This is a genomic window from Lichenihabitans sp. PAMC28606 (genome assembly GCF_020616535.1).
Classification (GTDB): domain Bacteria; phylum Pseudomonadota; class Alphaproteobacteria; order Rhizobiales; family Beijerinckiaceae; genus Lichenihabitans; species Lichenihabitans psoromatis.
Window position 1 is genome coordinate 4,182,831 of the sequence record NZ_CP085136.1, and the last position, 25,784, is coordinate 4,208,614.

The window sequence follows — 25,784 nt, forward strand, 5'->3', positions numbered from 1 at the left end:
TTTATCAACGACTGTGATCGATCACAGTCGGATTGGTGATGAATTGACCGGAGCCGGTCAGGGTAAGGGTAGGGTCGCGTATGGAGATTTTCCTCCAGCAATTGATCAACGGCATCACGCTTGGCTCGATCTACGGGCTCATCGCCATCGGCTACACGATGGTGTTCGGCATCATCGGCATGGTCAATTTTGCCCATGGCGATGTCTTCATGCTGTCGGCCTTCGTCGCGTTGATCATCTTTCTGATCCTGACCCAATTGCTGGGGATCACCAATCTCGCCTTGGCCTTCATCGTCGTCCTGGTCGGCTCGATGGTCATCACGGCCCTCTGGAGCTGGACGATCGAACGGGTGGCCTATCGCCCGCTGCGCGGCTCGTTCCGCCTCGCGCCGCTGATTTCGGCCATCGGCATGTCGATCTTCCTGTCGAATTTCGTGCAGGTCGTGCAGGGTCCGCGCAACAAGACGATCCCGTCGCTCTTCGACACCGTGATCCATGTCACCAGCGGTGGCGATTACAACGTGACGCTGTCGTATAAGCAGATCATGATCGTCGGCGTAACGGTCGTGCTCTTGGCCGGGTTCTGGTACCTCGTGCAACACACATCGCTCGGCCGCGCACAGCGGGCCTGCGAGCAGGATCGGAGGATGGCGGCCCTTCTCGGCATCGACGTCGACCGCACCATTTCGTTGACCTTCGTGATCGGCGCTGCCCTCGCGGCCGTCGCAGGCGTGCTGTTCCTGAGCTATTACGGCGTGGTCAATTTTGCTGATGGGTTCATTCCAGGCGTCAAGGCTTTCACGGCCGCGGTTCTGGGCGGCATCGGATCCTTGCCGGGGGCCGTGCTGGGCGGACTGCTGATCGGCTTGATCGAAGTGTTCTGGTCGGCCTATTTCTCGTCCGACTACAAGGATGTCGCGGCCTTCTCGATCCTTGCCATCACCTTGATCTTCATGCCCTCCGGCCTGCTCGGCCGGCCTGAGATCGAGAAGGTCTGATCCGATGACGATGGATATGACCAAATCGGGCGGCGCCGCTTTGGCGCAGGCACCCGTAGCCCCTGCGTTCGACGTCCTCGCCGCGATCAAGGATGCGGGTTTCGCCGCTCTCGTCACCCTCGGCCTATCGATCCCGATCCTGATGTTCAGCACGCATGAGGACATGTCCAACGCGCTGGTGGTCGAGCCGCGCTGGTCATGGGCCATCGGCGCTTGCATCGCCGTCTTCGCGGCCCGGATGATCGGGATCGTCTACCGGCATTCTTCAAGCCGCGTCGCCACCGCGGCACGGCCGCAGGAATTGCGAAAGCCGTCGCGCGCCGAGGTGTTTGCCAAGACCTATCTGAGCCTCTTCGTCGTCGCGGCACTCTTCGCCTTCCCGCTCGTGATGCTCGGCTCGCTCGGCTCCAGCGGGTCGTTGAAGTGGATCAACAATTACGGCATTCAAATCCTGATCTACGTGATGCTCGGATGGGGGCTGAACATTGTCGTCGGCCTCGCCGGCCTGCTCGATCTCGGCTATGTCGCGTTCTACGCGGTCGGTGCCTATTCCTATGCGCTCCTCTCCACCACGTTCGGCCTGTCGTTCTGGCTCTGCCTGCCGCTGGCCGGCATCCTGGCGGCTTTCTGGGGGATCATTCTTGGCTTCCCGGTGCTTCGTCTGCGCGGCGACTACCTGGCCATCGTGACGCTCGCGTTCGGAGAGATCATCCGCATCGTGCTGATCAACTGGACCGATCTGACGAATGGCTATGCCGGGATTTCATCGATCCCGAAGGTCACGTTCTTCGGCATTCCGTTCACGGCCGGGGACGACGGATTTGCGCATCTCTTCGGCCTGACCTTCACGCCGATTCATCGCACCATCTTTCTGTTCTATCTCATCCTCTGCCTCGCGCTGTTGACCAACTTCGTCACCCTGCGGCTCCGACGCCTGCCGGTCGGTCGTGCATGGGAAGCCTTGCGCGAGGACGAGATCGCGTGTCGGTCCCTCGGCATCAACACGGTCAATACCAAGCTGACGGCTTTCGCGCTCGGAGCCTTCTTCGGCGGCTTCGCGGGGTCGTTCTTCGCGGTGCGTCAGGGCTTCGTGAGTCCGGAAAGCTTCACGTTCATCGAATCCGCCACCATCCTGGCTATCGTGGTGCTGGGCGGCATGGGCTCGCAGATCGGGGTCGCGATTGCGGCCGTCGTCATGATCGGCGGCACCGAAATCCTGCGTGAACTCGACTTTCTGAAAGCGATTTTCGGCCCCAACTTCGATCCGACTCAATATCGCATGCTGATCTTCGGCTTCGGCATGGTCGTCATGATGATCTGGAAACCGCGCGGCATCATCGCGACGCGTGAGCCATCCATCTTCCTCAAGGAGCGCAGAGCTATTTCGGGATCACTGGTGAAGGAGGGACACGGTTGATGCGCTGGCAGACCGACCCCCTCCTGGTCGTCGAACATCTGACGATGCGTTTCGGCGGTCTCGTCGCCGTCAACAACCTGTCGTTCACGGTTGGGCGTGGCGACATCACGGCGCTGATCGGCCCGAATGGCGCCGGCAAGACGACGGTGTTCAATTGCGTGACGGGTTTCTACAAGCCGACGGAAGGGCGCCTCGCGCTGGCCCGGCAGGGTATCGCGGCGTCGGCCGATGTCGCCGCCCTCACGGCGTCGGGCGCCAAGAACCGCGGATCGTCGACGGGTGACATCTATCTGCTCGAGCGCATGCCCGATCACGAAATTTCCTGGCGGGCGCGGGTCGCGCGCACCTTCCAGAACATCCGCCTTTTCACCGGCATGACGGTGCTCGAGAATTTGATGGTCGCGCAGCACAACCGCTTGATGATCGCATCCGGCTTCACGTTCGGCGGCGTGCTCGGCATCGGCGGCTACAAAGCGCAGGAGACGGCTGCGGTCGAGAAAGCCAAGGATTGGCTCGACCGCATCGGCTTGATCGGTCGTGCCGACGATCCGGCCGGCGATCTGCCTTATGGCGATCAGCGTCGGCTCGAAATCGTGCGGGCCATGTGCACCGATCCGGTGCTGCTATGCCTCGACGAACCGGCCGCCGGCCTCAACCCGCGCGAGTCGGGTGAACTCAACGCATTGCTGCGCCTCATCCGCAAGGACCACGCGACCTCGGTGCTTCTCATCGAACACGACATGTCGGTCGTGATGGAAATCTCCGACCACGTGATCGTGCTCGATTACGGCACCAAGATCGCCGACGGCACGCCGACAGAAGTACAGCAGGACCCGCGCGTGATCGCGGCCTATCTCGGCGTCGAGGATGAAGAGGTGGCGCAGGTGGAAGCCGAGATCGAGGCGGAGGTCGGCGCATGACGAGCCTGAACGACATGCCGCTCGACGGGGCTCTGGCGACGACGCCGCGTCCCGTGCCGGCGCCTCTGGCTGAGCCGGCCCCCGCGCCGATGCTGACGATCCGTGGCGTGAAGACCTATTACGGGAAGATCATCGCCCTGAAGGGCGTCGATCTCGACGTCAATCAGGGTGAGATCGTGACGCTGATCGGCGCCAACGGGGCCGGAAAATCGACCCTCATGATGACGATTTTCGGCAATCCGCGGGCGCGCGAAGGCACCATCACGTTCGATGGGCGGGATATCACCCGCATGCCGACGCATGAGATCGCCCGTCTGTCGATCGCGCAATCGCCCGAGGGACGGCGCATCTTCGCCCGGATGAGCGTCTATGAAAACCTCCAGATGGGCGCCTCGATCAACAAGTTCGCCTATTTCGATCAGGATCTCGAACGCGTCTTCACCATGTTTCCCCGGTTGAAGGAACGTTCGAGCCAGCGCGGCGGGACGTTGTCGGGCGGCGAGCAGCAGATGCTGGCGATCGCCCGCGCCCTGATGAGCCGACCCCGTCTGCTCCTGCTCGACGAACCCTCGCTCGGGCTGGCCCCCTTGATCGTGAAGCTGATTTTCGACGCGATCCAGCATCTGAACAAGACCGAGGGCCTGACGGTGTTTCTGGTCGAGCAGAATGCCTTTCACGCGCTCAAATTGGCCGATCGTGGATATGTGATGGTCAACGGCGTCATCACGATGTCGGGGACTGGACGCGAACTTCTGTCCCGGCCCGAAGTGCGGGCCGCATATCTCGAGGGTGGACATCATTGATGGCAGGCTTGCTCTACGACGACACGCCGAACGGCCTGTTGCAGTTTCTGTTCGTCACGATCCTGCTGGGCGGAGCTGGAGCGATCGCCAGTGGACGGGCCATCGCGGCCGGCTGGAAAGCGTTTACGATCGTGCCGTTCTACATGGTCGTGCTCGCGGCTGTGGTGCGGTTTCTGCATTACGCTTTGTTCGGTGCCGACCTCCTGTCGGTGCCGGCTTATGTGTTGGCTCTCGTGATCCTGTTGCTCGCGGCCGGCTATGGCTATCGATCCAAGCGGGTGTCGCAGATGACGACGCAATATTCATGGATTTACGCCAAATCCGGCCCTCTCGGCTGGACGCAGAAGGGCGCCTGACCTCCTTGCGGGACGCGATCGACGGTTGTGCCGTTTTAACGTGACAACGTCCATTGTGTTCAGCACTCTGCCGCGGGAGCGGATTTCTGCAGCAGCGGACCGGTCCACGGTTCGCCGATTTTTCTTACGATTGGGAGTGGTCATGAAGAAGTTTTGGTTGTCGAGCTGCGTGCTCGCAGCGGGTCTTGCCTTCACGGGCGCCGCGCATGCCGACATCAAGGTCGGCGTTGCCGGCCCGCTCACTGGCCCGAACGCAGCATTCGGCGCACAGCTGCAGAAGGGTGCCGAGCAGGCGGTGGCGGATATCAATGCCAAGGGCGGCGTTCTCGGCCAAAAGCTGGTTCTCGAAACCGGTGACGACGTTTCCGATCCCAAGCAGGGCGTTTCGGTCGCCAACAAGTTCGTCGGCGACGGCGTGACCTGGGTGGTCGGCCACTTCAACTCGGGCGTCACCATTCCGGCGTCGGACGTCTATGTCGACAACAACATCCTGATGGTCACCCCGGCCGCCACCAATCCGCAGCTGACCGAAAAGGGCAAGTGGGACGTGTTCCGGACCTGCGGTCGTGACGACCAGCAGGGCGCGGTCGCGGCGAAATACATCGAAGAACACTTCAAGGGCAAGAAGATCGCGATCCTTCACGACAAGACCACCTACGGCAAAGGTCTTGCGGATGCCACGAAGGACGATCTTGCCAAGGATGGCGTGAAGCCGGTCCTCTACGAAGGCGTCAACACGGGCGAGAAGGACTATTCGGCCGTCGTGTCGAAGCTCAAGGCATCCGGCGCGGCACTCGTCTATTGGGGCGGTCTGCATCCGGAAGGCGGCTTGATCCGCCGTCAGATGACCGATCAGGGCGTCAATGCCGTGATGATGTCGGGCGACGGCATCACCGATAACGAATTCGCGTCGATCGGCGGCCCGGGTGTCGTTGGCACGCTGATGACCTTCGGTCCCGACCCGCGCCACAACCCGGCGGCTGCCGAAGTCGTGAAGGAATTCACAGCCAAGAACTTCGATCCGCAGGCCTACACGCTTTACAGCTACGCCGCCATGCAGGTGATGGCCGAAGCTGCCGAAAAGGCCAAGTCGGTCGATCCGAAGAAGGTTGCGGACGAGATGCATTCGGGAGCGTCGTTCCCGACCGTCATCGGGCCGCTCGCTTTCGACAAGAAGGGCGATCTGACCAAGGCCGGCTACGTGATGTACACGTGGAAGAAGGGCCCGGACGGCAAGGTCACGTATTTCGAAAACGATTGATAACAACGGCTTAGTCGCCGTTTTTCCGATGATCTATCGAACCCGCCTTTGTCATGCAAAGGCGGGTTTTGTTTTGTCAGCCAAGCTGCGCGAGGCCGGGGAACGTCTCGATCAGCCGGAACGAGAACGTCTGCATGCCGCCAGTCAGGAAGGTCAATCCGGTCAGCACCAGAAGGCCGCCCGCAACCTTCTCCACGGTCGCAAAATAAGCGCGGAACCGCTTGAGAAAGCTTAGGAACGTCCCGATCGCGAAGGCCGTAGCAATGAACGGAATGCCGAGCCCGGCCGAGTACAGCAGCAGCAGCCCCGCACCGCGCAAGACCGTCGCCTCGGACCCTGCGAGCGTGAGGATCGCGGCCAGGATCGGCCCGATGCATGGTGTCCAGCCGAACGCGAAGGCAAAGCCCATCAGATAGGCGCTCCATAAGCCGGCCGGGCGTTGCCGCATCTCGAGACGCGCCTCCCGATAGAGGAAGCCGATCCGGAACAGGCCGATGAAATGCAGGCCCATGACGATGATGACGAGGCCGGATGCGACCGACAGCACGGTCGAGAATTGTCGAAACACCGTGCCGAGCGCCGAGGCCGTGGCCCCGAGCGCGACGAAGACCGTGGTGAAGCCGGCGACGAATAAGAGGCTGGCCAGCACGGCGTCTCGCCGCGTCTGCCGTGTCGTCGCCACGCTCAATTCGTCCAATGTGGCGCCCGCCAGATAACAGAGATAGGGCGGCACCAGCGGCAACACGCAGGGGCTGAGAAACGAGACGAGGCCGGCCACTACGGCAGCCGGGAGCGTGACATCGGTCGACATGCAGCCGTTGCTAAACCAAGCTCCGACGCAAGGAAAGCAGAACGACGCGACAACGGCTGGTCGCCCTTTCGGCGAAGATGCTGCAACTGACGTCGCTCGTGGCAAGCAACCTCATGTTTGGAGATGGGCCGCATGACGCATAATCTCTTGACCGATATCCCTGGCGTTCGGGTGGGACACGCCCAGGACGCCGCTCTCGCATCCGGCGTGACGGCGGTTCTGTTCGACGACCCCGCTGTGGCCTCTCTCGCGATCCATGGCGGCGCGCCGGGCACCCGGGATACGGCGCTGCTCGACCCCGAAATGACGGTGCCGGGCGTGAATGGTCTCGTCCTATCGGGCGGGTCGGCCTTCGGGCTCGATGCGGCAGGCGGCGTGATGGCGTGGCTGCGGCAGCAGGGGTGCGGATTTCTCGTCGGTCGCACGCGCGTTCCGATCGTGCCCGGCGCCATCCTCTTCGATCTCCACAACAGCGGCGACAAAAACTGGGACCGCATGCCTCCCTATTGGGATCTCGGCTATCGCGCTGCCGCGGCGGCAGCCGGCGGAGCATTCACGCTCGGCAGCGTCGGCGCGGGGCTCGGGGCCACGACGGCCAATCTCAAGGGTGGGCTCGGCTCGGCCAGCGCCCTTACTCAAGCCGGTTTCACGGTTGCGGCTCTCGTGGTGGTCAACGCTCTCGGGCAGGCGACCGTCGGCTCCGGCCCGCATTGGTGGGCAGCCCCTTTCGAGCGCGGCGATGAATTCGGCGCTCTTGGTTGGCCGCTTGCGTTTCCGGACGACGCTCTCGCGGTTCGTACCAAAGGCGACGCGCCGGAGAACACCACGCTGGCGATCATCGTCACCAATGCCGCACTGACCAAAGCGCAGGCCAAACGGCTCGCCGTCATGGCCCATGACGGCTTTGCTCACGCGCTGCGCCCGACCCATGCGGCGCTCGATGGCGATATCGTCTTCGCTGCCGCGACGGGCCGCATCGCCAAGGACGCGACTGAACGCAACCTGACCGAACTCGGCACGCTCGCGGCCGATTGCGTCGCCCGCGCGATTGCGCGTGGATTATTCGAGGCGACAGTACTGCCCTTCGCGGGCGCACTGCCAAGTTGGCGCGACCGCTTCGGTTCCGTCGTTCCGCCACGCCCGCTGGATGAGGGTTAGACGAAGCGCTCCAGCTGGTAGGGCCGGGGATCGGTGAAGGGGGTCTCGCCCGTGATGAGTTCGGCCAAAAGGCGGCCGGTCACAGGGCCGAGCGTCAGTCCGTGATGCTGATGCCCGAAGTCGAACCAGAGACCGGGATGGCGGGGCGCTTCGCCGATGACCGGGAGCATATCGGGCAGGCAGGGGCGTGCGCCCATCCAGGGCTTTGCCTCGATGGCTTCGGCCAGGGGGAACAGAGCGCGCGCCTTGGGCTCCGCGCGGGCGATCTGCACCGGCGTTTGCGGCGTGTCGCGGCGAGCGAATTCGGCTCCCGTCGTCAACCGAATCCCATGCGACATCGGGGCGAGCAGAAAGCCGCCATCGACATCGAGCATCGGGCGGTTCAACACCGCATTGCCCTTGGGGCGGAAATGGAGGTGATACCCGCGCTTGATGCCGAGCGGGATGTCATAGCCGAGCGGGCGGAAGATATCGTCGGCCCAGGGACCCAGCGCCACGACGACCTCACGGGCCATCACGAGTCCATCCTCGGTCGCGATCTGCCAACCAGATCCGTTCTGCGACAGCGTCTTGGCGTCGCCCTGCAAAAACCGCCCACCTTGGGTCATGAAAAGGGTCGCATAGGCGCGAACCAGAGCGCCCGGGTCAGAGACGGCACCCGGGTCCTTGAAGTGAAGGCCGCCGATCAAACCGGAGCCGATATGGGGTTCGCGCTCGGCGATGCCCGCACCATCGAGCGTGTCGATCGCCAGATCGTAACGGCGCAGCTTCTCGGCCTCGGCCAGGCCTTTCGCCAGGCTTGTCTCGGTGCGGAACGCCTTGATCCAGCCCACCTTCCGAAGAAGATGCGTCGCGCCCGCCTCCTCCATCAGGGCTTCATGTTCGATCAGCGAGCGCTCGATCAGCGGCTTCGAGGCCGTGAAGGTCTGAGCAATGCCTTCTGGCGATGAATGGGCATAATAGCGCGCCAGCCACGGCGCGACGACCGTCAGCGCGCTGGCATGATAATGTGCATCCGTCGAGCGGTTTTGGGCATAGCGCACCAGCGTTCCCCATTCGCGCGGGAAACTATAAGGAAAGAGCGAGGAGCGTTCGATCAAGCCGGCGTTGCCGTAGCTCGTTTCCTCGCCGGCCCCGCCGCGTCGATCGATCATGACGACGTCGCGACCGCGCTTCTGCAGGTGGAGGGCGGCCGACACGCCGACGATGCCCGCACCTAAAACCGCAACATCCGCCTTCAAACTCATGAGCCTGCCTCTTCGAATTCAGTCGTGTGTGCAATGCGCCGATCGTCGTGGCAATGTAAAATCCCGCATCGCGTCCGGGAAGCGGCTTGCACGGCGGCGGTGCTCGCTGCAACGTTCAAGCCAAGGAACGCGAGATCTGCGGCGCTTGTATCGATTGCCGATGGAGGACCAGCAGAATGACCATGGCGATGACGGGCGAGGTCCACCTTCCAGCCGACCCCGCGACCGTTTGGAAAAAGCTGAACGATCCGTCGGTCATGCAGGCTTGTATTCCGGGGTGCCACGCCCTGGTGAGGACCGGCGAAACGTCGTTCGAGGCGATCGCGAAATTCAAGATCGGCCCGCTGACTGCCACGTTCAAGGGCAGGATCGACCTCTCCAACATCGACGCGCCACATGGATATCGCATTGCGGGCGAGGGGCAGGGCGGCATCGCCGGCTTTGCCAAGGGAGCCGCTGACGTTACCCTCAGCGAAGCCGTGGGGGGTGGCACGATCCTGCGCTATGCCGTTCAGGCGAATGTCGGAGGGAAGCTCGCCAAATATGGCGGCGGCCTCGTGAACGGAACCGCGAAGAAAACCGCGGATCGCTTTTTCGCGAATTTCTCAGCCGCCATATCCTGACAGGCGAAGCCAACGCCTCGTTCGGCTGGTCGCGACATCGGCTTGACCCTGGTTTATGGCCGCTCCAGACTGTCTTGCACGGGGGGGCGTCTCGCGTGTTTGCGAGATCAACAGGGGCTGCGGCATATGCGTGAGATTTCGGCGAGGGCGCCGGCTGGGTCGCCTCGATGCCGATCTGCTCTGCGCGCGCCATGACCGAAAGGCCGATCGACGCAGCGAGCCTTTTGGTGCAGGGCCGCGAATGCGGGACCTGCACGATGTGTTGCAAGGTTTTTCGCATCCCCGAGGTCGACAAGGTCGCGGGCCAATGGTGCAAATTCGTGGTGCAGGGGCGTGGCTGCGGCATTCACGCGACCCGTCCTGATGTCTGCCGCACGTTTTATTGCCATTACCTCAGAAACCCGACGCTCGGCCCAGAATGGAAGCCGGAACGGGCCAAATTCGTCCTCTATACCGAGATGGGCGGCAAGCGCCTGGTCGTGGCGGCTGACCCGGCCGCTCCCTCGGCTTGGCGCAATGCTCCCTATTATGCGCTGTTCAAGCGGATGGCTCTTGCCGGGGTGGCTCGCAATCATCAAATTCTTGTTTTCAACGGCCTGCGCGCAACGGCCGTTTTGCCCGACCGCGATGTCGATCTCGGCTCGGTCGAGGTCGGTGACGAGGTAATCTATCATGCGGCGCGAGGCACGATCGATGTCGAACTCCGCCGCAAGGTCGGCTGAGACCCACGAGTGAACGCCGTCGTCTCCACCCTGTCGCCAAACCGAGGACCATCCCATGCTGTCGACCGACGATGATCTTCTGGCCACCGCCGAGACGTGGCGACGCGCCGGCCGGGGTGTCGCGCTGGCAACCGTGATCGAAACCTGGGGATCGGCGCCACGGCCGGTCGGCAGCCACCTTGTGGTCGACCAGGATGGCAATTTCCTGGGCTCGGTCTCGGGTGGATGCGTCGAAGGCGATGTCGTGACCGAAGCTGTCGACGTGATCGAGGCCGGAACCGCCAAGGTGCTCGAGTTCGGTGTCGCCGACGAAACAGCGTGGCGGGTCGGGCTTTCTTGCGGTGGCCGCATCAAAGTTTATGTCGAAAAGGTCGCCTGATGCAGCTCGATCTTCTGAGTGCCCTCAACGTCGAACGCGCCGCGCGCCGCGCCGCCGTGTTGGTGACCAACCTCAAGGGCGGTGAGCAGCGCCTCGTCCGCGAGGCAGACGTGGCGGCGGATCCGCTCGGCGAAGCGCTCCAGAGCCGCTTGCGCGCGGGCAAGAGCGGCGTGGTCGAGCAGGCCGGACAATCGTTCTTCCTCACGGTTCAAGAGCCGCCGGTCAGGCTCGTCGCGATTGGCGCCGTCCACATCAGCCAAGCCCTCGCGCCGCTGGCGAAGATCGCCGGTCTCGACGTCACCATCATCGATCCGCGAACCGCCTTTGCGACGCCTGAGCGGTTCGAGGGCGTTCGGCTCGTGCCGGACTGGCCCGACGCTGCCTTTGCGGCCCAGCCGCTCGATCGTTTCACCGCCATCGCGGCCCTCACGCATGATCCCAAAATCGACGATCTCGCGCTTGCGGGCGCGCTGCGAGCCGATTGCTTCTACATCGGTGCGCTCGGCTCGCGAAAAAGCCATGCGGCGCGCCTCGGGCGGCTAGCCGAGCAAGGGTTCGATGACGCGGCGCTCGGCCGGATCCATGCCCCGATCGGGCTCGATATCGGGGCCGTGAGCCCCGCCGAGATCGCCGTGTCGATCCTCGGCGAGATCATTGCCAGCCTCCGCAAGAAGCCGCTCCGCAGCGACGCGCCGATGCAGGCTGTTGGATCGCTTGCGTGAAGTTTGGCCCCGTCCCCGTCGCTGAGAGCGTCGGTGCCATCGCGGTGCATGGGATTCAGCACGGTGGAGTCGTGTTGAAGAAGGGCGAGACCATCGGGGCTTCGGCAGCGCTGGCGCTTCGGCATGCTGGCGTCGAGCAGGTGACCGTCGTCCGGTTCGAACCGGGCGATGTTGCCGAGAACGAGGCGGCGCGGATGCTCGCCGAAGCCGTGGCCGGCCCGAATGTGCGGATCGACCGCGCCTTCACGGGGCGCGCCAATCTCTTTGCCGAGGTGGCCGGCATTCTCCGGGTCGATGCGGCTTCGGTCGACTGCATTAACGGGGGCGATGAGGCGATCACGCTTGCGACACTTCCGGCCTATCGGTCCGTCGTGCCGGGCGAGATGATCGCGACCGTCAAGATTATCCCGTTCGCGGTCCCTCGGTTGGCGCTCGAGGCTGCGCTGGCAAATTGTGCCGCGCTCCCGATCGACGTCGTTCCTTTTCGGCCGATGCGTGTCAACGTGATCTCGACCCTGCTGCCGGGCCTCAAAGACAGTGTGGTGGCCAAAACGTTGCGGGTGCTGGAGCGGCGGCTCGCACCGGCGGGCGCCAGCATCGCCAGCGATATCCGTGTCGCTCACGAGTCCCACACTCTGGCCGAGGCTTTGCGTCGTCAGGGCAACGCCGACATGACGATCGTGTTTGGCGCGTCCGCCATCACGGATCGTCGCGACGTCGTCCCGGCGGGCCTCATCGGGGCGGGTGGGCGGATCGATCATTTCGGCATGCCGGTCGATCCCGGCAATCTGCTTCTGCTGGGCTCTCTCGCCGGCAAGCCGGTCCTCGGCGCTCCGGGATGCGCGCGGAGCCCGAAAGAGAATGGATTCGATTGGATTCTGAACCGTCTGTTGGCGGGTCTGCCGGTCGCGTCGTCCGATATCCTTAAGTTAGGTGCGGGAGGCTTGCTGATGGAGATCGTGTCGCGTCCGCAGCCTCGCTCGGGCGACGTGGCGACGCCCGATCAAGACGATGAGGATCGCGGATGACGAGCCGCGTCGCGGCCATCATCCTCGCGGCGGGCGGCTCGACCCGATATCGCGCCGCGGGCGGCGCGTTCCCCACGAAGCTGGTGGCGCCCCTCGATGGCGCGCCCCTCGTGGCACGGGTGGCGGATGCGGCGCTGGCATCGCAAGCCGGCCTGGTGATCGTGGTGACGGGCTATGCTCGAGCATCGGTCGACGCCGCCCTCGAGGGGCGGCCGCTCATGTCGGTCCACAACGAGGACTATGCTGGCGGGCTGTCGACGTCGCTTCGCTGCGGGCTGGCGGCGCTGCCCGCCGATGTGAAGGCTGCGGTCGTTCTGCTGGCCGACATGCCGCGTGTCTCGCCGCCGCTGATCGACGCGCTGATCGCTTGCGCGGCGCAGCACCCCGACGCAGACGCCATTGTTCCGATCATCGACGGTGAGCGCGGCAATCCGGTCGTCCTGAACCGCAGTCTCTTCGCCGCCGCCGCCACGCTGACCGGGGACGAAGGCGCGAGACGCCTGCTTCGCCATCCTGCCGTCGCGGTCGTCGAATTGAGCGTCACCGACGGGGCCGTGCGGCTCGACATCGACGACCCGGTCGCTCTCGCGGCGGCAGGTCGATCAGCCTCACGCAGTTCCGATCGTCGGCGCCCCAGCGAGGAATAGACCGAGGTCGGTGGCCGACATCGGCATCGCGAATAGAAAGCCCTGTAACTCATCACAGCCTGCTTCGACGAGGCGATCCTGTTGATCGCGCGCCTCCACGCCTTCAGCCGTCACCGTGAGGCCGAGGGCCGTTCCAAGCCGGATGATGAAGTCGAGGATGATCGTGGCGTCTCCGCCTTCCCCGTCGGACATATCCATGAAGGCGCGATCGATCTTGATCTTGTCGAAGGGGAAGCGGCGCAGCGTCATCAAGCCCGAGTAGCCCATGCCGAAATCGTCGAGCGCGAACCGGATGCCGATCCGTCGGAGTGACGCGATCGCATCATGGGAGGTCGCGTCATTGTCGAGCGCCGTCGCTTCGGTAATCTCGAGTTCGAGACGATGGGCGTCAAAACCCGTTTCGGCTAAGATCGCCGCAACCGTCGCCGAAAAATCACCCTGCCTGATCTGCAAAGGCGACACGTTCACTGCAACGCGGAGGTCCGGCCATTGCCGTGCGTCGATACAGGCTTGCCGAAGCACCCAGTTGCCAAGCGGGACGATGAGATCCAACGCCTCGGCCACGCCGATGAAGTGATCCGGCGCCACAAGGCCTTCGCTCGGATGCTGCCAGCGGACCAGCGCCTCGACCCCAAGAACGCGCGAACTGCGCGGACAGACGATCGGCTGATAGTGAAGCCGCAGATCCTGATTCTCGATCGCGAGCGCGAGATCCTTGCGGGCGATCGTCATCCAACGCGCGGCGGGGCCGCGGCTGACGGGCCGGGTCGCTGGGCGAGACCGTGATCGAGACACCGGGTTAATCATCGAGAGCTCAGAGGTCGCTATGCCTGATAGCTCGCGACGGTGTCCCATAGAGGGTAACGAGGACGCCGTGGTCAATGGCGCAAACGGATGGCAACTCAAATGAATTTGAGGGCGCGCAGGCTGGCATGTCCCGCTCGACCGACGATGAGATGATCGTGGATGGCGATCCCCATCGGCTTGGCGATCGCGACGATCTCCTGGGTGAGCTTGATGTCGGCGGTCGAGGGCGTGGGGTCACCGGAGGGGTGGTTGTGGACGAGCACCAGCGCGGTCGCCCCGACCTCGAGCGCGCGCCGGATCACCTCGCGCGGGTAGACGGGGGTATGATCGACCGTGCCGACGCCCTGGACTTCGTCGGCGATGAGGGCGTTGCGCTTGTCGAGGAACAGAATGCGGAATTCCTCGCGCTCGGCAAAGGCCATGGCGGTGCGGCAATAGGCCAGCACATCGGTCCAGGACCCTAGTGCCTGCCGTTGCTTGATGGCGCCTTTGGCAAGCCGTCGCGCGGCGGCCTCGACCACCTTGAAGTCGTGGATCACCGCCTCGCCGACCCCACCCACTTCGGCCAATCGCTCGGGCCGCGCCGCGATGACTTCGGCAAACGAGCCGAAGCGCGCCATCAGCGCTTTGGCGATCGGCTTGACGTCGCGACGCGGCAAGGCGCGAAACAGCATCAATTCCAGCAGTTCGTAATCCGCCATGGCGTCGGCGCCGCCGGTATCAAACCGCTCCCGTAGTCGGGCACGATGGCCGAGATAGTGGGGTTTGGCGTCCTCGGCCGCAGCGTCCATGGGGGCGGGCGGTCAGCGGTAGGGCGGGCAGTGGAGGCCCTTCGGCGACAGGGTGAAGACCTCGACGCCGGTGTCGGTCACGCCTACCGTATGTTCGAATTGGGCCGACAGCGACCGGTCCCGCGTCACTGCCGTCCAACCATCCGCCAAAACCTTGACGCCGGCCTTGCCGAGATTGACCATCGGCTCGATCGTGAAGAACATGCCGGGCTTGAGCTCGACGCCTTCGCCCCGGCGCCCGTAATGCAGGATGTTCGGCTCGTCGTGGAACAACTGGCCGAGGCCGTGGCCGCAAAATTCGCGGACGATGGAGCAGCGCTCCCCTTCGGCATAATCCTGGATCGCCGCGCCGATGTCGCCGGTCGTGGCACCGGGCCGGACCTCCGCGATCCCGCGCAGCAGCGACTCATAGGTGACCTCGAGCAGGCGCTCGGCTTTGCGTGGAATTTCGCCAACCGCATACATGCGGCTCGAGTCGCCGTGCCACCCATCGACGATCAGCGTCACGTCGATATTGACGATCTCGCCCTCGCGCAGCGGCTTTTCGTCGGGAATGCCGTGGCAGACCACATGATTGATGGAGGTGCAGATTCCCTTGGTGAAGCCGCGGTAATCGAGCGAGGCCGGATAGGCGCCGTGGTCCATCGCGAATTCGAACATCGACGCTTCGAGCTCGTTGGTCGTGACCCCGGGCTTGACGAGATCGACCAAGAGGTCGAGTGCCTCGGCGGTCAGCCGTCCGGCCTTCCGCATGGCCTCGAAGGCTGCCGGGCCGTGCAGCTTGATTTGACCGTTTTTGCGGCTGGGAGCCGTCGTCGCGTCAACAAAAGTCATGAAGTTTCCGTGCAGGCACGCTAGAGCGATGGGTGGGAGGTGGCGCTGTCGGCATGAAGGTCGGTCAACGCGTCTCGTCTTGCACAGATTTAGTCACGTAGGCCGCAATCTCAAAGCGGATTAGAAGGACCGGGCGCGGTAAAGACACCGACACCCGCAAACCGGAGCGGAACCTCAAGACCCGATGAAATCCGTGCATAACGAGCTCTCGACATTCGGCCAATTTCGTCCGCGCGGCCTGATGCGCCGTCTTGTCGCCCTGACACGCGCGTCGTCGACGCGGTGGATCGGCAAGCGGCGCGCGTTTTTTCTGCGTGCCGTCGGCCTCAAGGTGCTGCGTGGCAAGCCCATCGACGTCGAGACCCTGGGATCCAAGATGCGGCTCTACCCGGCGCATAACAATGCCGAGAAGAAGCTGCTGTTCACGCCGCAATATTTCGATGCGGCCGAACGCGCGTTTCTGCTGGCCAACATGCGTGACGATTTCACCTTCGTGGACATCGGCGCCGATATCGGGGGCTATTCGCTGTTCGTTGCGGCTCATGCCGGCCCGCGCGCCCGCATCCTCGCGATCGAGCCGCAGCCCGACATCTTCGAGCGCCTGATCTATAATATCCGGCTCAACGCGTTCTCGACCATCAAGGCGATCGCCTGCGCGGTGGCGGATCGGGACGGGGTCATCACGCTGTTCGTCAACCCGACCAACAGCGGAGAAACCTCGATGCGGATCGTCAACGCGCACGCCAAGGGCGGGCATCTCGAAGTGCAGGCACGATCGCTCGCGGGCCTTCTGATCGAGGAAGGATTCGGTCGTGTCGACGCCATGAAGCTCGATGTGGAGGGAGCCGAGGACCTGATCCTCGAGCCCTTTTTCGCCGACGTCCCGCCCGCCATGTGGCCCGTTATCCTGATCATCGAGGACGCGCCGACCCGCTGGGGCATCGACCTCCCGGCGCTGGTGCGGGACCATGGCTACGATCTCGTGGCGCGGACCGACACCAACATCATCTATCGGCGGGCATGACCGCCCATCGGCCAAACGTGTTTTGCTTGTGTTCGATGGGTCACAGGGTTTAATCCGCCACCATGAGGATCGAGACCAGCCCGGACCGGCTGGCGCGGTTCGCCCACCACCACCGAGACGGAATGGTCGTCGAAGTCCTGACCGGATGGGGTCGGGGCGTCCACGGTCCGACCGAGCCAAGAGGCCGTTCATGAGTGATCCCGCACAGGCCCGACCCTCCGATGCCGTCACGGCCGCCATTCTGGTGATCGGCGACGAAATTCTGTCGGGGCGCACGAAGGACAAGAACATCGGCTATATCGCCGATTATCTCACCAACCTCGGCATCGACCTCGAGGAAGTCCGTATCGTCCCCGATGTCGAAGCCGAGATCGTCGCTGCGCTGAATGCGCTGCGGACCCGCTACACCTACGTGTTCACGACCGGCGGCATCGGCCCGACCCACGACGACATCACGGCCGACAGCGTCGCCAAAGCCTTCGGGGTGCCGATCGGCGAGGACCCGCGCGCCATCGAACTGCTGCTGCAGCGCATCAAGCCCGAGGATCTCAACGAAGCGCGCCGTCGCATGGCCCGCATCCCCGAAGGCGCGAGCCTCGTGCAGAATGCCGTCTCGAAAGCGCCCGGCTTCATGCTCGGCAACGTCATCGTGATGGCGGGCGTGCCCTCGATCATGCAGACGATGCTCGACGACGTCGCACCGCGCCTGCGGAGCGGCGCCAAGATGATCATCGAAAGCATCGAAGCTGCCGGCATTCCGGAAGGCGCCTATGCGGCGCCGCTCGGCGAAATCGCGGCGCAGAACGCCAGCGTGTCGATCGGCTCCTATCCCTCGTTCCGCGAGGGAACGTTCCACAATCAGATCGTGGTGCGGGGCAAGGATGCGGCCGCGGTCGCGACCGCCAAGGCGGCCGTGCTCGAGATCGTCGAGCGCCTCCAGGCCGAGCGTCGCGTCACCAAACCCTGACCCGCGCGGGTCGCATCATCATTCGAGCAGCCGGAGCAGGCCATGAAAGACCCCCATTTGGACAAGGCCTTCCCGGTCTCCTGGGATCAATTCCACCGGGATGCCCGCGCCCTGGCGTGGCGGCTCAACGACGCGACGCATTTCAAGGCCATCGTCTGCATCACGCGCGGCGGCCTCGTGCCGGCCGCCATCGTGGCGCGTGAACTGGGGCTTCGGTTGATCGAGACGGTGTGTATCGCGAGCTACCACGATTATCAGAACCAGAGCGGCCTCGAGGTCATCAAGGGCGTGTCGCAAAGCGTGCTCGATCTCGGCAACGAGGGCGCCGATGTGCTGGTGATCGACGATCTCGTCGACACGGGCAAAACCGCCCAGATGGTCCGATCGATGCTGCCGAAGGCCCATATCGCGACCCTCTATGCCAAGCCGCTCGGCCGCCCGATGGTCGACACGTTCGTGACCGAGGTATCGCAGGATACCTGGATTTATTTTCCCTGGGACATGGGCCTGACGTTCCAGCCGCCGATCGGCAAGAACGCGGTGGGCTGAGCCGGCCTGTTTGGTTTGCGGATCGCGAGGCCAGCAATCCGGCCTCGGGAGGCTTGGGCCCGGCCGCGAACCTGTGTATGAGGATGACCGGCCCGATGCGGACGTGGCGAAACCGGTAGACGCAAAAGACTTAAAATCTTTCGGAGCTTAGCTCTGTGCGGGTTCGAGCCCCGCCGTCCGCACCATGCCGTCCTGCCGTCGGTATCGCCAACAGCGTCAAGGCTCGTATCGTGAAGGCTGAGGCTGGGGCAGGGAATGTGGCTCTGATGAGCGAGGAGCTTCAGGCCATTGGGGCTTCGCTTTGGAAAGTCGCAGCGAGGCTGACCGAGCGCGGAATACCCACACCACCTGGCGCTGGAGCTTGGACAGCCATTACGGTGAAACGGGTGTTGTACCGAGTAGCGGCTTAACGGACTCAGGAGAGCCGTCGAGGGCTGTTACTCTTAAGCGCCACTTGCTTGGGATGTAGAAGCTTGGACTTTGCCGTCAGAGGACGCCGCAGGATTTAGGAAAGGGCTGTTGAGGTGCGTTGACGACGTGCGCGAGGTATCCCGGTCTGTACGATTTTATGTTTACGCAACTCTTCAAAAAGATCGTGAGCACTGGCGTTCCGAGCCGCAAGTCTAAAAGTCCGCTGAGTATTTCACACACGCCGCGCCTGTTCAGTGCAGCTTTACAACCACCCGTAACCCTGCGCTATGATGATGCTCATTCCTGTTAAGCGGCTATGTCCGATGCGTACTTTTTGCGTTTGGGTTCATCTTCTCGGCATGGCCCTAGCACCTCTCCTGTTTATTCCAGCGCGCCCCGCAGCAGCCCAGGAAATTGTCTCGCAAGGCAAGAGGCCTTTCCTCCAAGATGCGACACGAGCCTTCAACGGTCTTTCAGCAAACGATCAAGTGCTGACTCATATCTACTTAACAGCCACCGGCGACTTCAACGCAATGTTCTCTCCGAGATTTGGCGGTCGCCTCTACGACTCGGTCGTCAAGTTTCAGTCAAACCGTGGACTGCCGCAGAATGGGGTTATGACATCGGAGCTGTTTTCCACTCTTCAAACCGTTGCATTCCCGATCCTCTCTGGCTGGGGCATCCGCTTTGTCAACCACCCAACCTACGCAGGGAACCTGCTTGTACCCTCAGGGTTTGGCCTAATACAGACCTCTACGCCTCACGGACTCGCTTTTGAGAACAACAACTCAACCTTGAGCGTAGACTTCTCTTTCTACTCGCGAGACCAGGTGTCTTTGGCGGACCTTTTCACTCGGCTTGGTCAGGATAGCCCGGAGAGGCACTACACTTACCGCGTCATAAAATCAGATTTCTTCGTTGTGACTGGGTGGACGGGCGGGTCAGGGATTTACTCTCGCTACATCGCGGCTCCTGGCGGCTCGCTGGGTTTTACGCTACGATGGGACAAAGCTGTTGTTCCGCTTGGGAACCGTATCGCCACTCTAATGGCGAACATGATGTTCCTTGGGTATGATAACTCACAGCCGAATGTTGCAGCCGTGAGTCAAGCCCCTGCAAGCTTGCCCCAAGCGGCTCCTTCGCCTCCTCAGGTCTATCCTTCACCGGGACAGTCAACGCTCCCTCAGACCGCTGCGCTTGAGCCGCCGAAAGATGCCGCACCTACATCAAACACAATCGTCACCGGCTCTGCTTTCTTTGTCTCGTCAGACGGAGCGTTGATAACCAACAATCACGTCATTAAAGGGTGTTCTTCCGCAGTCGTCATAGGCAGGGGTGCCGCTACTATCTCGGCTACGGACGCCAGGAATGACCTTGCGCTGCTCCGGTTGATGACGAAGCCGAGCGATCCGATGGGGGTGAAGCCCGTCGCATTCAGGTCCACTCCGACCGAGCTTGGAGAGACTGTGTTCGCCCTTGGGTTCCCATACGCTGGCACTCTGGACAATGGGGTAAACTTCACGAACGGCATGGTGAGCTCGCTGTCAGGAATGAACAACGACTCGACAGAGTTCCAGATGAACGCCGCCGTGCAGCCGGGTAACTCTGGTGGTCCCGTTCTGGATCAAGGAGGGAACCTACTGGGTATCACAGTAGCGCGCATGAGCGACCTTGCGTCCCTAAAAGCGACTGGTTCCATTCCGCAGAATGTGAACTTCGGCATCAAAGCCGAAGTTGCGGCGTCGTTCTTGCGAGCTAATGGCGTAATTCCCGTCATGGTAACGACCAGCGCGCCAGTACTCACAACTCAGGTTGCTTCAGCCGGTAAGGCTATAACTGCCCAAGTGGTTTGTTCCAGCGCATCGGCAGGGCAGGAATAGCAAGCTGACCGCTACAAAGCCACCACGAAAGCAGTCGAAATAGCTCGGCAAAATCAACGATTCTTCGGTGCAATCGCGGCTCTCTGCCGCAAACCATGCCTCTCATCGATCCTCCTTTAACCCACGGATCCACCCCACCCATGTTGAAGATCACGCTTGCCGTCCTGACCCTCGCGGCCTGTACGCCGGCTTATGCGGATGCGGCGGGGCGGGCGGATTTCGTGCCGCGGCTCATCAAGGCGATCGACGAATATATGGGGGCCTATGAGGTCTGCCTCGTGCGGGGTATCGCGGTCTATCCGGTCGCGGGCGAGACGCCCGAGCAGATCGCCACGACCTCCATCGCGGCGTGCCGGACCGCGAATGCCGATGTGAAAGCCGCCACGAAGCGGGTGCACGCCTTCCCGAGCGTGTCGAACTTCATGGACGGCACGAGCGAGCGGATTTATGCCTTCAGCGTGCGGCTGGCGAAAGCCCGGATCGCATCCCGCTGATCGCTAGCTCGACCGGCCGTTCAGCTTGAACCGCAATCCGCACAGAGGGACGCCCGATGAGCACCGAGACGATGTCCAGCCCGACACACGCGCCGCGTTTTCTGCATGTGGAAGCGTCGCCGCGCAAGCAGCGCTCCGCCTCGCTCGAGGTTGCGGCCGCCTTCATCGCGGCGTGGAAAACGCGCCATCCCGAGGCCGTGGTGGACGTGCTCGATGTGTGGACGACTGATCTGCCGCCCTTCGATGGCGAGGCGCTCGACGCGAAATATGCCGGGCTCGAGGGGCGTGCGCTCAGCCCCGCGCAGACCACGGTCTGGGCCGAGATCGACGCGTTGGCGGAGCGGTTCCGACAGGCCAGCCTCATCGTGTTGAGCGTGCCGATGTGGAATTTCGGCATTCCGTATCGTCTGAAACACCTGGTCGACGCCGTCTCGCAGAAGGACATCTTGTTCACCTTCGACGAGCGCGGCCTCAAGGGCATGCTGGGCGGGCGCAAGGCCGTCGTGGTCGATGCGCGCGGCGTCGGGCTCGGCCCGGATTTTCCGCGCGATCTCGATCACCAGCAGAGCTATATGACGGCGTGGCTGCAGATGATCGGCATCACGGACATCACGCATATCGAGGTCGAGAAGACGCTGATGGGGGCCGAGGTGGACCATGCGGCGCGGGCCAAGGCGCGGGAGCAGGCCGCACGTCTCGGAGCGACGCTCTAACGTCAGCCGGCTCAGCCTGCCTAGTTCCTGGCGAAAGCCGCGATGACAGCTTCGCTCATGCGGACGAATTTCGCGCTCGGGCCTTCAAGACCGACGCTCTGCCGGCTCACCCGCGCGCCTTCGAGCAACAGCGACAGTGTATCGGCCAGCAGTTCTGGCTGCGTCACGTTGGCGGACCGGCACAGGCTCGCGAGCTTGTCGCGAAATTCGGTCTTGCATTCTTCGATGATGCGACGGGCCGGATGTCCCTCTTCGGTGAGTTCAATCGCCGCATTGGCGAGGTCGCAGCCCCGGCCATCCTCCAACACGCATTCGGCTCCTCGAAGGACCCAGCCGTGCAGTTGGGCCATGGGATCGTTCGGATGATCGAGCGCGAGTTGCACCCACATGGCCTGGATATCGTCGGCAACCTCTTGCAGACACTCGACGATCAGCTCATCCTTCGAGCCGAAGTGACGATAAAGCGTCATCTTGTTGGTGCCGGCCGCGTCCGCGATCGTTTCCACGCCGACGCTTCGGATGCCGTGCCGATGAAACAAATCCCGCGCACTGGCGACGATTCTGTCGCGAGGCCGTGATCGCAGCGCGGTACAATCCGATGCCATGGTCGAACCTCCCAAAGCTTTCTCGCCCAAAAGCCTTGACGTGGATGTTACCGAACGGTAACTCTTCGTTTGTTACTGCCCAGTAACATAGTGGCGGGTCATGGTCAATGAAAGGCCATGGCCCGTTCCGGAACCGGCGAGACCGGGGCGGGCGCAACGGCGTTCGCAAGGAAGGCACCATGACCTGCAAGAGCCTCGATTTGACGATCGAAGACGCATTGGCCGACCCTGTGATCGGGGCCGCGATGCGCGCCGATCATGTCGACCCCATCCGTTTCGAGTCGCTTCTCCGCGCCACCGCTCAATCGGTCGAACGCTCGTGGCGGAATCGCCAGTTGAATGAGATCGGCCCGCGTGCGCCGGAGCATCGTCGGCCCGTGCCATGCTCGGCGCCGGCCGATCGCATGTCAGCCGCGTCCTGGGGGATGATCCGCGCATGGTAGGGTTCTTTACGCAACGGCCGATCTTCGCTTCGGCCGTCGCGGTCATCATGGTGATGGCGGGGGCGATCTGCTACCTGCTGCTCCCCGTCTCCCAATTTCCCGACATCACGCCGCCACAGGTCGTGATCAGTGCCGTTTATCCTGGCGCCAGCGCGCAGGTCGTGGCCGATACGGTCACGACGCCTCTGGAACAGCAGATCAACGGTGTGCAGGGCATGACCTATATGTCCTCGTCGAGCTCCAACGATGGGTCGTCGACCATCACGGTAACGTTCGACGTGGGCTATCCGCTCAGCATCGCGGCCGTCGACGTGCAGAACCGCGTGTCGCAGGCCGCCTCGTCATTGCCCGCCATCGTCAATCAGGCCGGCGTGACGATCAAGAAGCAGAACCCCAACTTCGTCCTCATCGTCAATCTGACCTCGCCTGACGGGTCGATCGACCCGGTCGCGTTGAGTAATTACGCCTATCTCCAGATCGTCGATCCGTTGAAGCGGTTGCCGGGCGTCGGTGACGTGCAGATCTTTGGCGAGCGGCGCTATTCAATGCGGGTCTGGCTCGATCCCGACCGGCTCGCCAATCTCGGCATCACCGCCGTCGATGTTCAAAGCGCCATCGCGGAACAGAACGTGCAGGTCGCGGCCGGCAAGATCGGGCAATCCCCCGCGCCGGCCGGCACCCCGTTCGAAATGCAGGTCAATGCGGTCGGTCGCCTGAGCGATCCGGCGCAGTTCGGCGAGATTGTCGTGCATGCGGATCCGGCGACAGGCTCCGTGGTGCGGCTGCGGGATGTCGCCCGGATCGAACTTGGCGCGCTGCAATATGCGTCGACGGCCTTCTTCGGCAAGGACCCGACCGTGGTCCTGGCGGTCTATCAAATGCCGGGCTCGAATGCGCTCGACCTGCAGAAGAACATCCTGAACAAGATGGAGGAGCTGAAGAAGCGGTTCCCGAAGGGCATCGATTACGCGATGCATTATGACACGACGCGCTTCGTGTCGGCCTCGATGCACGACGTCGTCATCACGCTCGGCGAGGCGCTGATCCTCGTCGTCATGGTGGTCTACATCTTCCTGCAGAGCTGGCGCACGACCATCATCCCGACGATCGCGATCCCGGTTTCGTTGATCGCGACGCTGGCGGTCATGCATGTCTGCGGCTTCTCGCTCAACATGCTCAGCCTGCTCGGTATGGTGTTGGCGATCGGTCTCGTGGTCGACGATGCCATCGTGGTGGTCGAGAATGTGGAGCGACAGCTCGAAGCGGGCCTCCCGCCCATGGAGGCGACCCGCAAGGCCATGTCCGAGGTGACGGGGCCGATCATCGCGACGACAGCGGTGCTGATGGCGGTGTTCATCCCGGTCGCGTTCATTCCGGGCGTCGCGGGCCGCCTCTATAATCAGTTTGCGCTGACGGTCGCGATTTCGGTCGGCATCTCGGCCTTCAACTCGCTGACGCTCAGCCCGGCTCTCGCGGCCGTGTTCCTGCGCCACCGTCCGCAGCAGCCGTTCATCCTGTTCCGCTGGTTCAACAGCGGGTTCGAGTGGCTCTCCCACTTCTACGCCAGCATGGTGCGCGGCCTGATCGCGTTCCGCTGGGCCTTGATGCTCGTCTTCGCGGTCGGTCTTGTGGGCACCTACATGCTGTGGACGCGGCTCCCGAGCACCTTCCTGCCGGTCGAAGATCAGGGTTATTTCTTCGTGGTGATCCAGGGGCCGGATGGCTCGTCACTGGAGCGCACGGACGTCATCGCCAAGCAGGTGCGGGACGTGCTGCAGAACGAGCCGGGTGTCGAGATCGTCGGCTCGATCAGCGGATTGAACTTCCTGACCAACGCGGCGCAATCGAATTCGGCTGTCGAGTTCGCTATTCTCAAGCCGTGGGACGAGCGGCCGCCTGAACAGAATGCATCGAAGATCGTGGCGGCTGTCCGGCCGAAGCTTCTCGGCATTCCCGGCGCCTTCGCGCTCAGCTTCGATCCGCCGTCGATCCCCGGCATCGGGACCACGGGCGGCTTCGAATTCGAAATCGAGGATCTGACGGGGCGCGGCAGCGTCGCGCTCAACGATGCGACGCAGGCGGTGCTGGCCGAAGCGCGTAAACAGCCCGAACTGAACCCACAGCAGTTGTTCAGCTCGTTCAGCACCTCGACGCCGCAATTTAACTACGATCTCGATCGGAACAAGGCCAAGCTGCTCGGGTTGAGCCTGCCGGATGTGTTCAACACGCTGCAGATCTATCTCGGCTCGCTCTACGTGAACGACTTCAACCTGTTTGGACGGACGTTCCGGGTCACGATCCAGGCCGACAAGAATGCGCGGTCGGGCGCTGCCGATATCTCGCGCCTCTACGTCCGCAACTCGACCGGCGGCATGGTGCCGCTCTCGACGCTCGGGACCTTGAAGCCGATCGTCGGGCCCGAAACCGTGCCGCATTACAACAACTATGCGTCTGCGCTCATCAACGGCGGCGCCGCGCCGGGCTTCAGTTCGGGGCAGGCCGTTGCGGCGATGGAGCGGGCCGCCAATGCGGTGCTGCCGCGTGACTTCGCGTTCGAATGGACCGGCATCACGTTTCAGGAACTCAAGGCCGGGTCGGCCGCCAGCCTCATCTTCGGGCTTGCGATCGTGTTCGTGTTCCTGATCCTCGCTGCTCAATACGAAAGCTGGTCCATGCCGTTCATGGTCCTGCTGGCGGTTCCGCTCGCCCTGTTCGGGGCGCTTGCGGCGCTGTTCGTGCGCGGCATGCAGATCGACGTCTACTCGCAGATCGGCTTCGTGATGCTGATCGGCCTCGCGGCCAAGAATGCGATTTTGATCGTCGAATTCGCCAAGCGCCGTCGCGAGGAAGGCCTGAGCATCGTCGAGGCCGCCATGGAGGCGGGTCGGCTGCGCCTACGCCCGATCCTGATGACGGCCTTTGCGTTCATCCTCGGCGTGCTGCCGCTCACGATCGCGACCGGGGCGGGCGCCGCGAGCCGGCAGTCCCTCGGCACCACGGTATTTGGCGGCATGTTGGCCGCCACCATACTGACGCTGATCTTCGTGCCGGTGTTCTATGCCATCATCGAGCGGATGCGCGAGCGTGACCCCGTGGTCGCGGCCGACGCTGTCCACGCCCCGAAGGAGCCAGTCCGTTATGGGCCGGAGCCTCACCCCCATGCGGCCGAATGAC

27 protein-coding genes and 1 tRNA gene are annotated in these 25,784 nt (G+C 63.2%); 22 read left to right on the top strand and 6 right to left on the bottom strand.

The window, feature by feature from the left end; all coding sequences use genetic code 11:
• Positions 1–80 precede the first annotated feature (80 nt).
• The 6 genes from LGH83_RS19660 to LGH83_RS19685 all read left to right on the top strand — a co-directional run bounded on the left by LGH83_RS19660 (position 81) and on the right by LGH83_RS19685 (position 5,755).
• Entirely contained in the window at positions 81–998 is a 918-nt protein-coding gene (locus LGH83_RS19660; protein WP_131119673.1) for a branched-chain amino acid ABC transporter permease, read from the top strand.
• A gap of 4 nt (positions 999–1,002) precedes the next feature.
• Entirely contained in the window at positions 1,003–2,415 is a 1,413-nt protein-coding gene (livM, locus tag LGH83_RS19665; RefSeq protein ID WP_413771073.1) for a high-affinity branched-chain amino acid ABC transporter permease LivM, read from the top strand.
• Entirely contained in the window at positions 2,415–3,335 is a 921-nt protein-coding gene (locus LGH83_RS19670; protein ID WP_227400080.1) for an ABC transporter ATP-binding protein, read from the top strand. The genes livM and LGH83_RS19670 overlap by 1 nt, the downstream gene beginning before the upstream one ends.
• A gap of 89 nt (positions 3,336–3,424) precedes the next feature.
• Positions 3,425–4,138 (top strand): ABC transporter ATP-binding protein, encoded by a 714-nt coding sequence (locus LGH83_RS19675; RefSeq protein WP_227401938.1) that lies wholly within the window; start codon positions 3,425–3,427, stop codon positions 4,136–4,138.
• Positions 4,138–4,494, top strand: a complete 357-nt coding sequence (locus tag LGH83_RS19680; protein ID WP_227400081.1) for a DUF6867 family protein — start codon at positions 4,138–4,140, stop codon at positions 4,492–4,494. Before LGH83_RS19675 ends, LGH83_RS19680 begins: the two co-directional genes overlap by 1 nt.
• A gap of 142 nt (positions 4,495–4,636) precedes the next feature.
• Entirely contained in the window at positions 4,637–5,755 is a 1,119-nt protein-coding gene (locus LGH83_RS19685; protein ID WP_131115395.1) for a branched-chain amino acid ABC transporter substrate-binding protein, read from the top strand.
• A 76-nt stretch (positions 5,756–5,831) separates the two neighbouring features.
• Here LGH83_RS19685 and LGH83_RS19690 read toward each other — a convergent pair whose 3' ends face one another.
• Positions 5,832–6,566: a cytochrome c biogenesis CcdA family protein gene (locus LGH83_RS19690; protein ID WP_227400082.1), complete on the bottom strand. Its 735-nt coding sequence runs from the start codon at positions 6,564–6,566 to the stop codon at positions 5,832–5,834.
• A gap of 132 nt (positions 6,567–6,698) precedes the next feature.
• Here LGH83_RS19690 and LGH83_RS19695 point away from each other — a divergent pair, with 132 nt between their 5' ends.
• The gene (locus LGH83_RS19695; RefSeq protein ID WP_227400083.1) at positions 6,699–7,724 is read left to right on the top strand and encodes a P1 family peptidase; all 1,026 of its coding nucleotides are present in this window, start codon (positions 6,699–6,701) and stop codon (positions 7,722–7,724) included.
• Here LGH83_RS19695 and LGH83_RS19700 read toward each other — a convergent pair.
• Positions 7,721–8,971: an NAD(P)/FAD-dependent oxidoreductase gene (locus LGH83_RS19700; protein ID WP_227400084.1), complete on the bottom strand. Its 1,251-nt coding sequence runs from the start codon at positions 8,969–8,971 to the stop codon at positions 7,721–7,723. The two genes, LGH83_RS19695 and LGH83_RS19700, sit on opposite strands and share 4 nt — an antisense overlap.
• Positions 8,972–9,147: 176 nt before the next feature.
• On the opposite strand from LGH83_RS19700, the gene LGH83_RS19705 reads away from it, so the two are divergent.
• From LGH83_RS19705 to LGH83_RS19730, 6 genes are all read left to right on the top strand, one after another.
• The gene (locus LGH83_RS19705; RefSeq protein ID WP_131115403.1) at positions 9,148–9,594 is read left to right on the top strand and encodes a CoxG family protein; all 447 of its coding nucleotides are present in this window, start codon (positions 9,148–9,150) and stop codon (positions 9,592–9,594) included.
• A gap of 167 nt (positions 9,595–9,761) precedes the next feature.
• Positions 9,762–10,316 carry a YkgJ family cysteine cluster protein gene (locus LGH83_RS19710; RefSeq protein WP_227400085.1) on the top strand — a complete coding sequence of 185 codons (555 nt, stop codon included), beginning with the start codon at positions 9,762–9,764 and terminating at the stop codon, positions 10,314–10,316.
• Positions 10,317–10,371: 55 nt separating this feature from the next.
• Positions 10,372–10,695, top strand: coding sequence for an XdhC family protein (locus LGH83_RS19715; RefSeq protein WP_227400086.1), 324 nt, complete (start codon positions 10,372–10,374; stop codon positions 10,693–10,695).
• Positions 10,695–11,417: an XdhC family protein gene (locus LGH83_RS19720; RefSeq protein WP_227400087.1), complete on the top strand. Its 723-nt coding sequence runs from the start codon at positions 10,695–10,697 to the stop codon at positions 11,415–11,417. The genes LGH83_RS19715 and LGH83_RS19720 overlap by 1 nt, the downstream gene beginning before the upstream one ends.
• Positions 11,414–12,445 carry a molybdopterin-binding protein gene (locus tag LGH83_RS19725; RefSeq protein WP_227400088.1) on the top strand — a complete coding sequence of 344 codons (1,032 nt, stop codon included), beginning with the start codon at positions 11,414–11,416 and terminating at the stop codon, positions 12,443–12,445. The genes LGH83_RS19720 and LGH83_RS19725 overlap by 4 nt, the downstream gene beginning before the upstream one ends.
• On the top strand, positions 12,442–13,092 hold the full coding sequence (locus LGH83_RS19730) for an NTP transferase domain-containing protein (protein ID WP_227400089.1): 651 nt from the start codon (positions 12,442–12,444) through the stop codon (positions 13,090–13,092). Before LGH83_RS19725 ends, LGH83_RS19730 begins: the two co-directional genes overlap by 4 nt.
• Here LGH83_RS19730 and LGH83_RS19735 read toward each other — a convergent pair.
• The 3 genes from LGH83_RS19735 to map form a co-directional block, all read right to left on the bottom strand.
• Positions 13,054–13,824 carry a putative bifunctional diguanylate cyclase/phosphodiesterase gene (locus LGH83_RS19735; protein ID WP_227400090.1) on the bottom strand — a complete coding sequence of 257 codons (771 nt, stop codon included), beginning with the start codon at positions 13,822–13,824 and terminating at the stop codon, positions 13,054–13,056. The two genes, LGH83_RS19730 and LGH83_RS19735, sit on opposite strands and share 39 nt — an antisense overlap.
• 170 nt (positions 13,825–13,994) lie before the next feature.
• Positions 13,995–14,690: a RadC family protein gene (radC, locus tag LGH83_RS19740; protein ID WP_227400091.1), complete on the bottom strand. Its 696-nt coding sequence runs from the start codon at positions 14,688–14,690 to the stop codon at positions 13,995–13,997.
• 12 nt (positions 14,691–14,702) lie between these two features.
• On the bottom strand, positions 14,703–15,524 hold the full coding sequence (gene map / locus LGH83_RS19745; protein ID WP_131115412.1) for a type I methionyl aminopeptidase: 822 nt from the start codon (positions 15,522–15,524) through the stop codon (positions 14,703–14,705).
• Between the two features lie 184 nt (positions 15,525–15,708).
• On the opposite strand from map, the gene LGH83_RS19750 reads away from it, so the two are divergent.
• The 7 genes from LGH83_RS19750 (at position 15,709) to LGH83_RS19780 (ending at position 21,562) form a co-directional block, all read left to right on the top strand.
• Positions 15,709–16,548 carry an FkbM family methyltransferase gene (locus LGH83_RS19750; RefSeq protein WP_227400092.1) on the top strand — a complete coding sequence of 280 codons (840 nt, stop codon included), beginning with the start codon at positions 15,709–15,711 and terminating at the stop codon, positions 16,546–16,548.
• A gap of 190 nt (positions 16,549–16,738) precedes the next feature.
• Positions 16,739–17,515, top strand: a complete 777-nt coding sequence (locus tag LGH83_RS19755; protein ID WP_227400093.1) for a competence/damage-inducible protein A — start codon at positions 16,739–16,741, stop codon at positions 17,513–17,515.
• 42 nt (positions 17,516–17,557) lie between these two features.
• On the top strand, positions 17,558–18,064 hold the full coding sequence (gpt, locus tag LGH83_RS19760; RefSeq protein WP_131115418.1) for a xanthine phosphoribosyltransferase: 507 nt from the start codon (positions 17,558–17,560) through the stop codon (positions 18,062–18,064).
• Between the two features lie 97 nt (positions 18,065–18,161).
• Positions 18,162–18,249: transfer RNA gene (locus LGH83_RS19765), tRNA-Leu, on the top strand.
• A gap of 513 nt (positions 18,250–18,762) precedes the next feature.
• The gene (locus tag LGH83_RS19770; protein ID WP_227400094.1) at positions 18,763–20,355 is read left to right on the top strand and encodes a S1C family serine protease; all 1,593 of its coding nucleotides are present in this window, start codon (positions 18,763–18,765) and stop codon (positions 20,353–20,355) included.
• Positions 20,356–20,495: 140 nt separating this feature from the next.
• A complete protein-coding gene (locus tag LGH83_RS19775; RefSeq protein WP_227400095.1) occupies positions 20,496–20,849 on the top strand; it encodes a hypothetical protein in 354 nt (117 codons plus the stop codon).
• 56 nt (positions 20,850–20,905) lie between these two features.
• Complete coding sequence (locus LGH83_RS19780) at positions 20,906–21,562, top strand: FMN-dependent NADH-azoreductase (protein ID WP_227400096.1); 657 nt, start codon at positions 20,906–20,908, stop codon at positions 21,560–21,562.
• Positions 21,563–21,582: 20 nt separating this feature from the next.
• Here LGH83_RS19780 and LGH83_RS19785 read toward each other — a convergent pair whose 3' ends face one another.
• Complete coding sequence (locus LGH83_RS19785) at positions 21,583–22,167, bottom strand: TetR/AcrR family transcriptional regulator (RefSeq protein WP_227400097.1); 585 nt, start codon at positions 22,165–22,167, stop codon at positions 21,583–21,585.
• Positions 22,168–22,346: 179 nt separating this feature from the next.
• Here LGH83_RS19785 and LGH83_RS19790 point away from each other — a divergent pair, with 179 nt between their 5' ends.
• Positions 22,347–22,610 (top strand): hypothetical protein, encoded by a 264-nt coding sequence (locus LGH83_RS19790; protein ID WP_227400098.1) that lies wholly within the window; start codon positions 22,347–22,349, stop codon positions 22,608–22,610.
• Positions 22,604–25,783 carry an efflux RND transporter permease subunit gene (locus tag LGH83_RS19795; RefSeq protein ID WP_227400099.1) on the top strand — a complete coding sequence of 1,060 codons (3,180 nt, stop codon included), beginning with the start codon at positions 22,604–22,606 and terminating at the stop codon, positions 25,781–25,783. Before LGH83_RS19790 ends, LGH83_RS19795 begins: the two co-directional genes overlap by 7 nt.
• The last annotated feature ends 1 nt before the right edge of the window (position 25,784 follow it).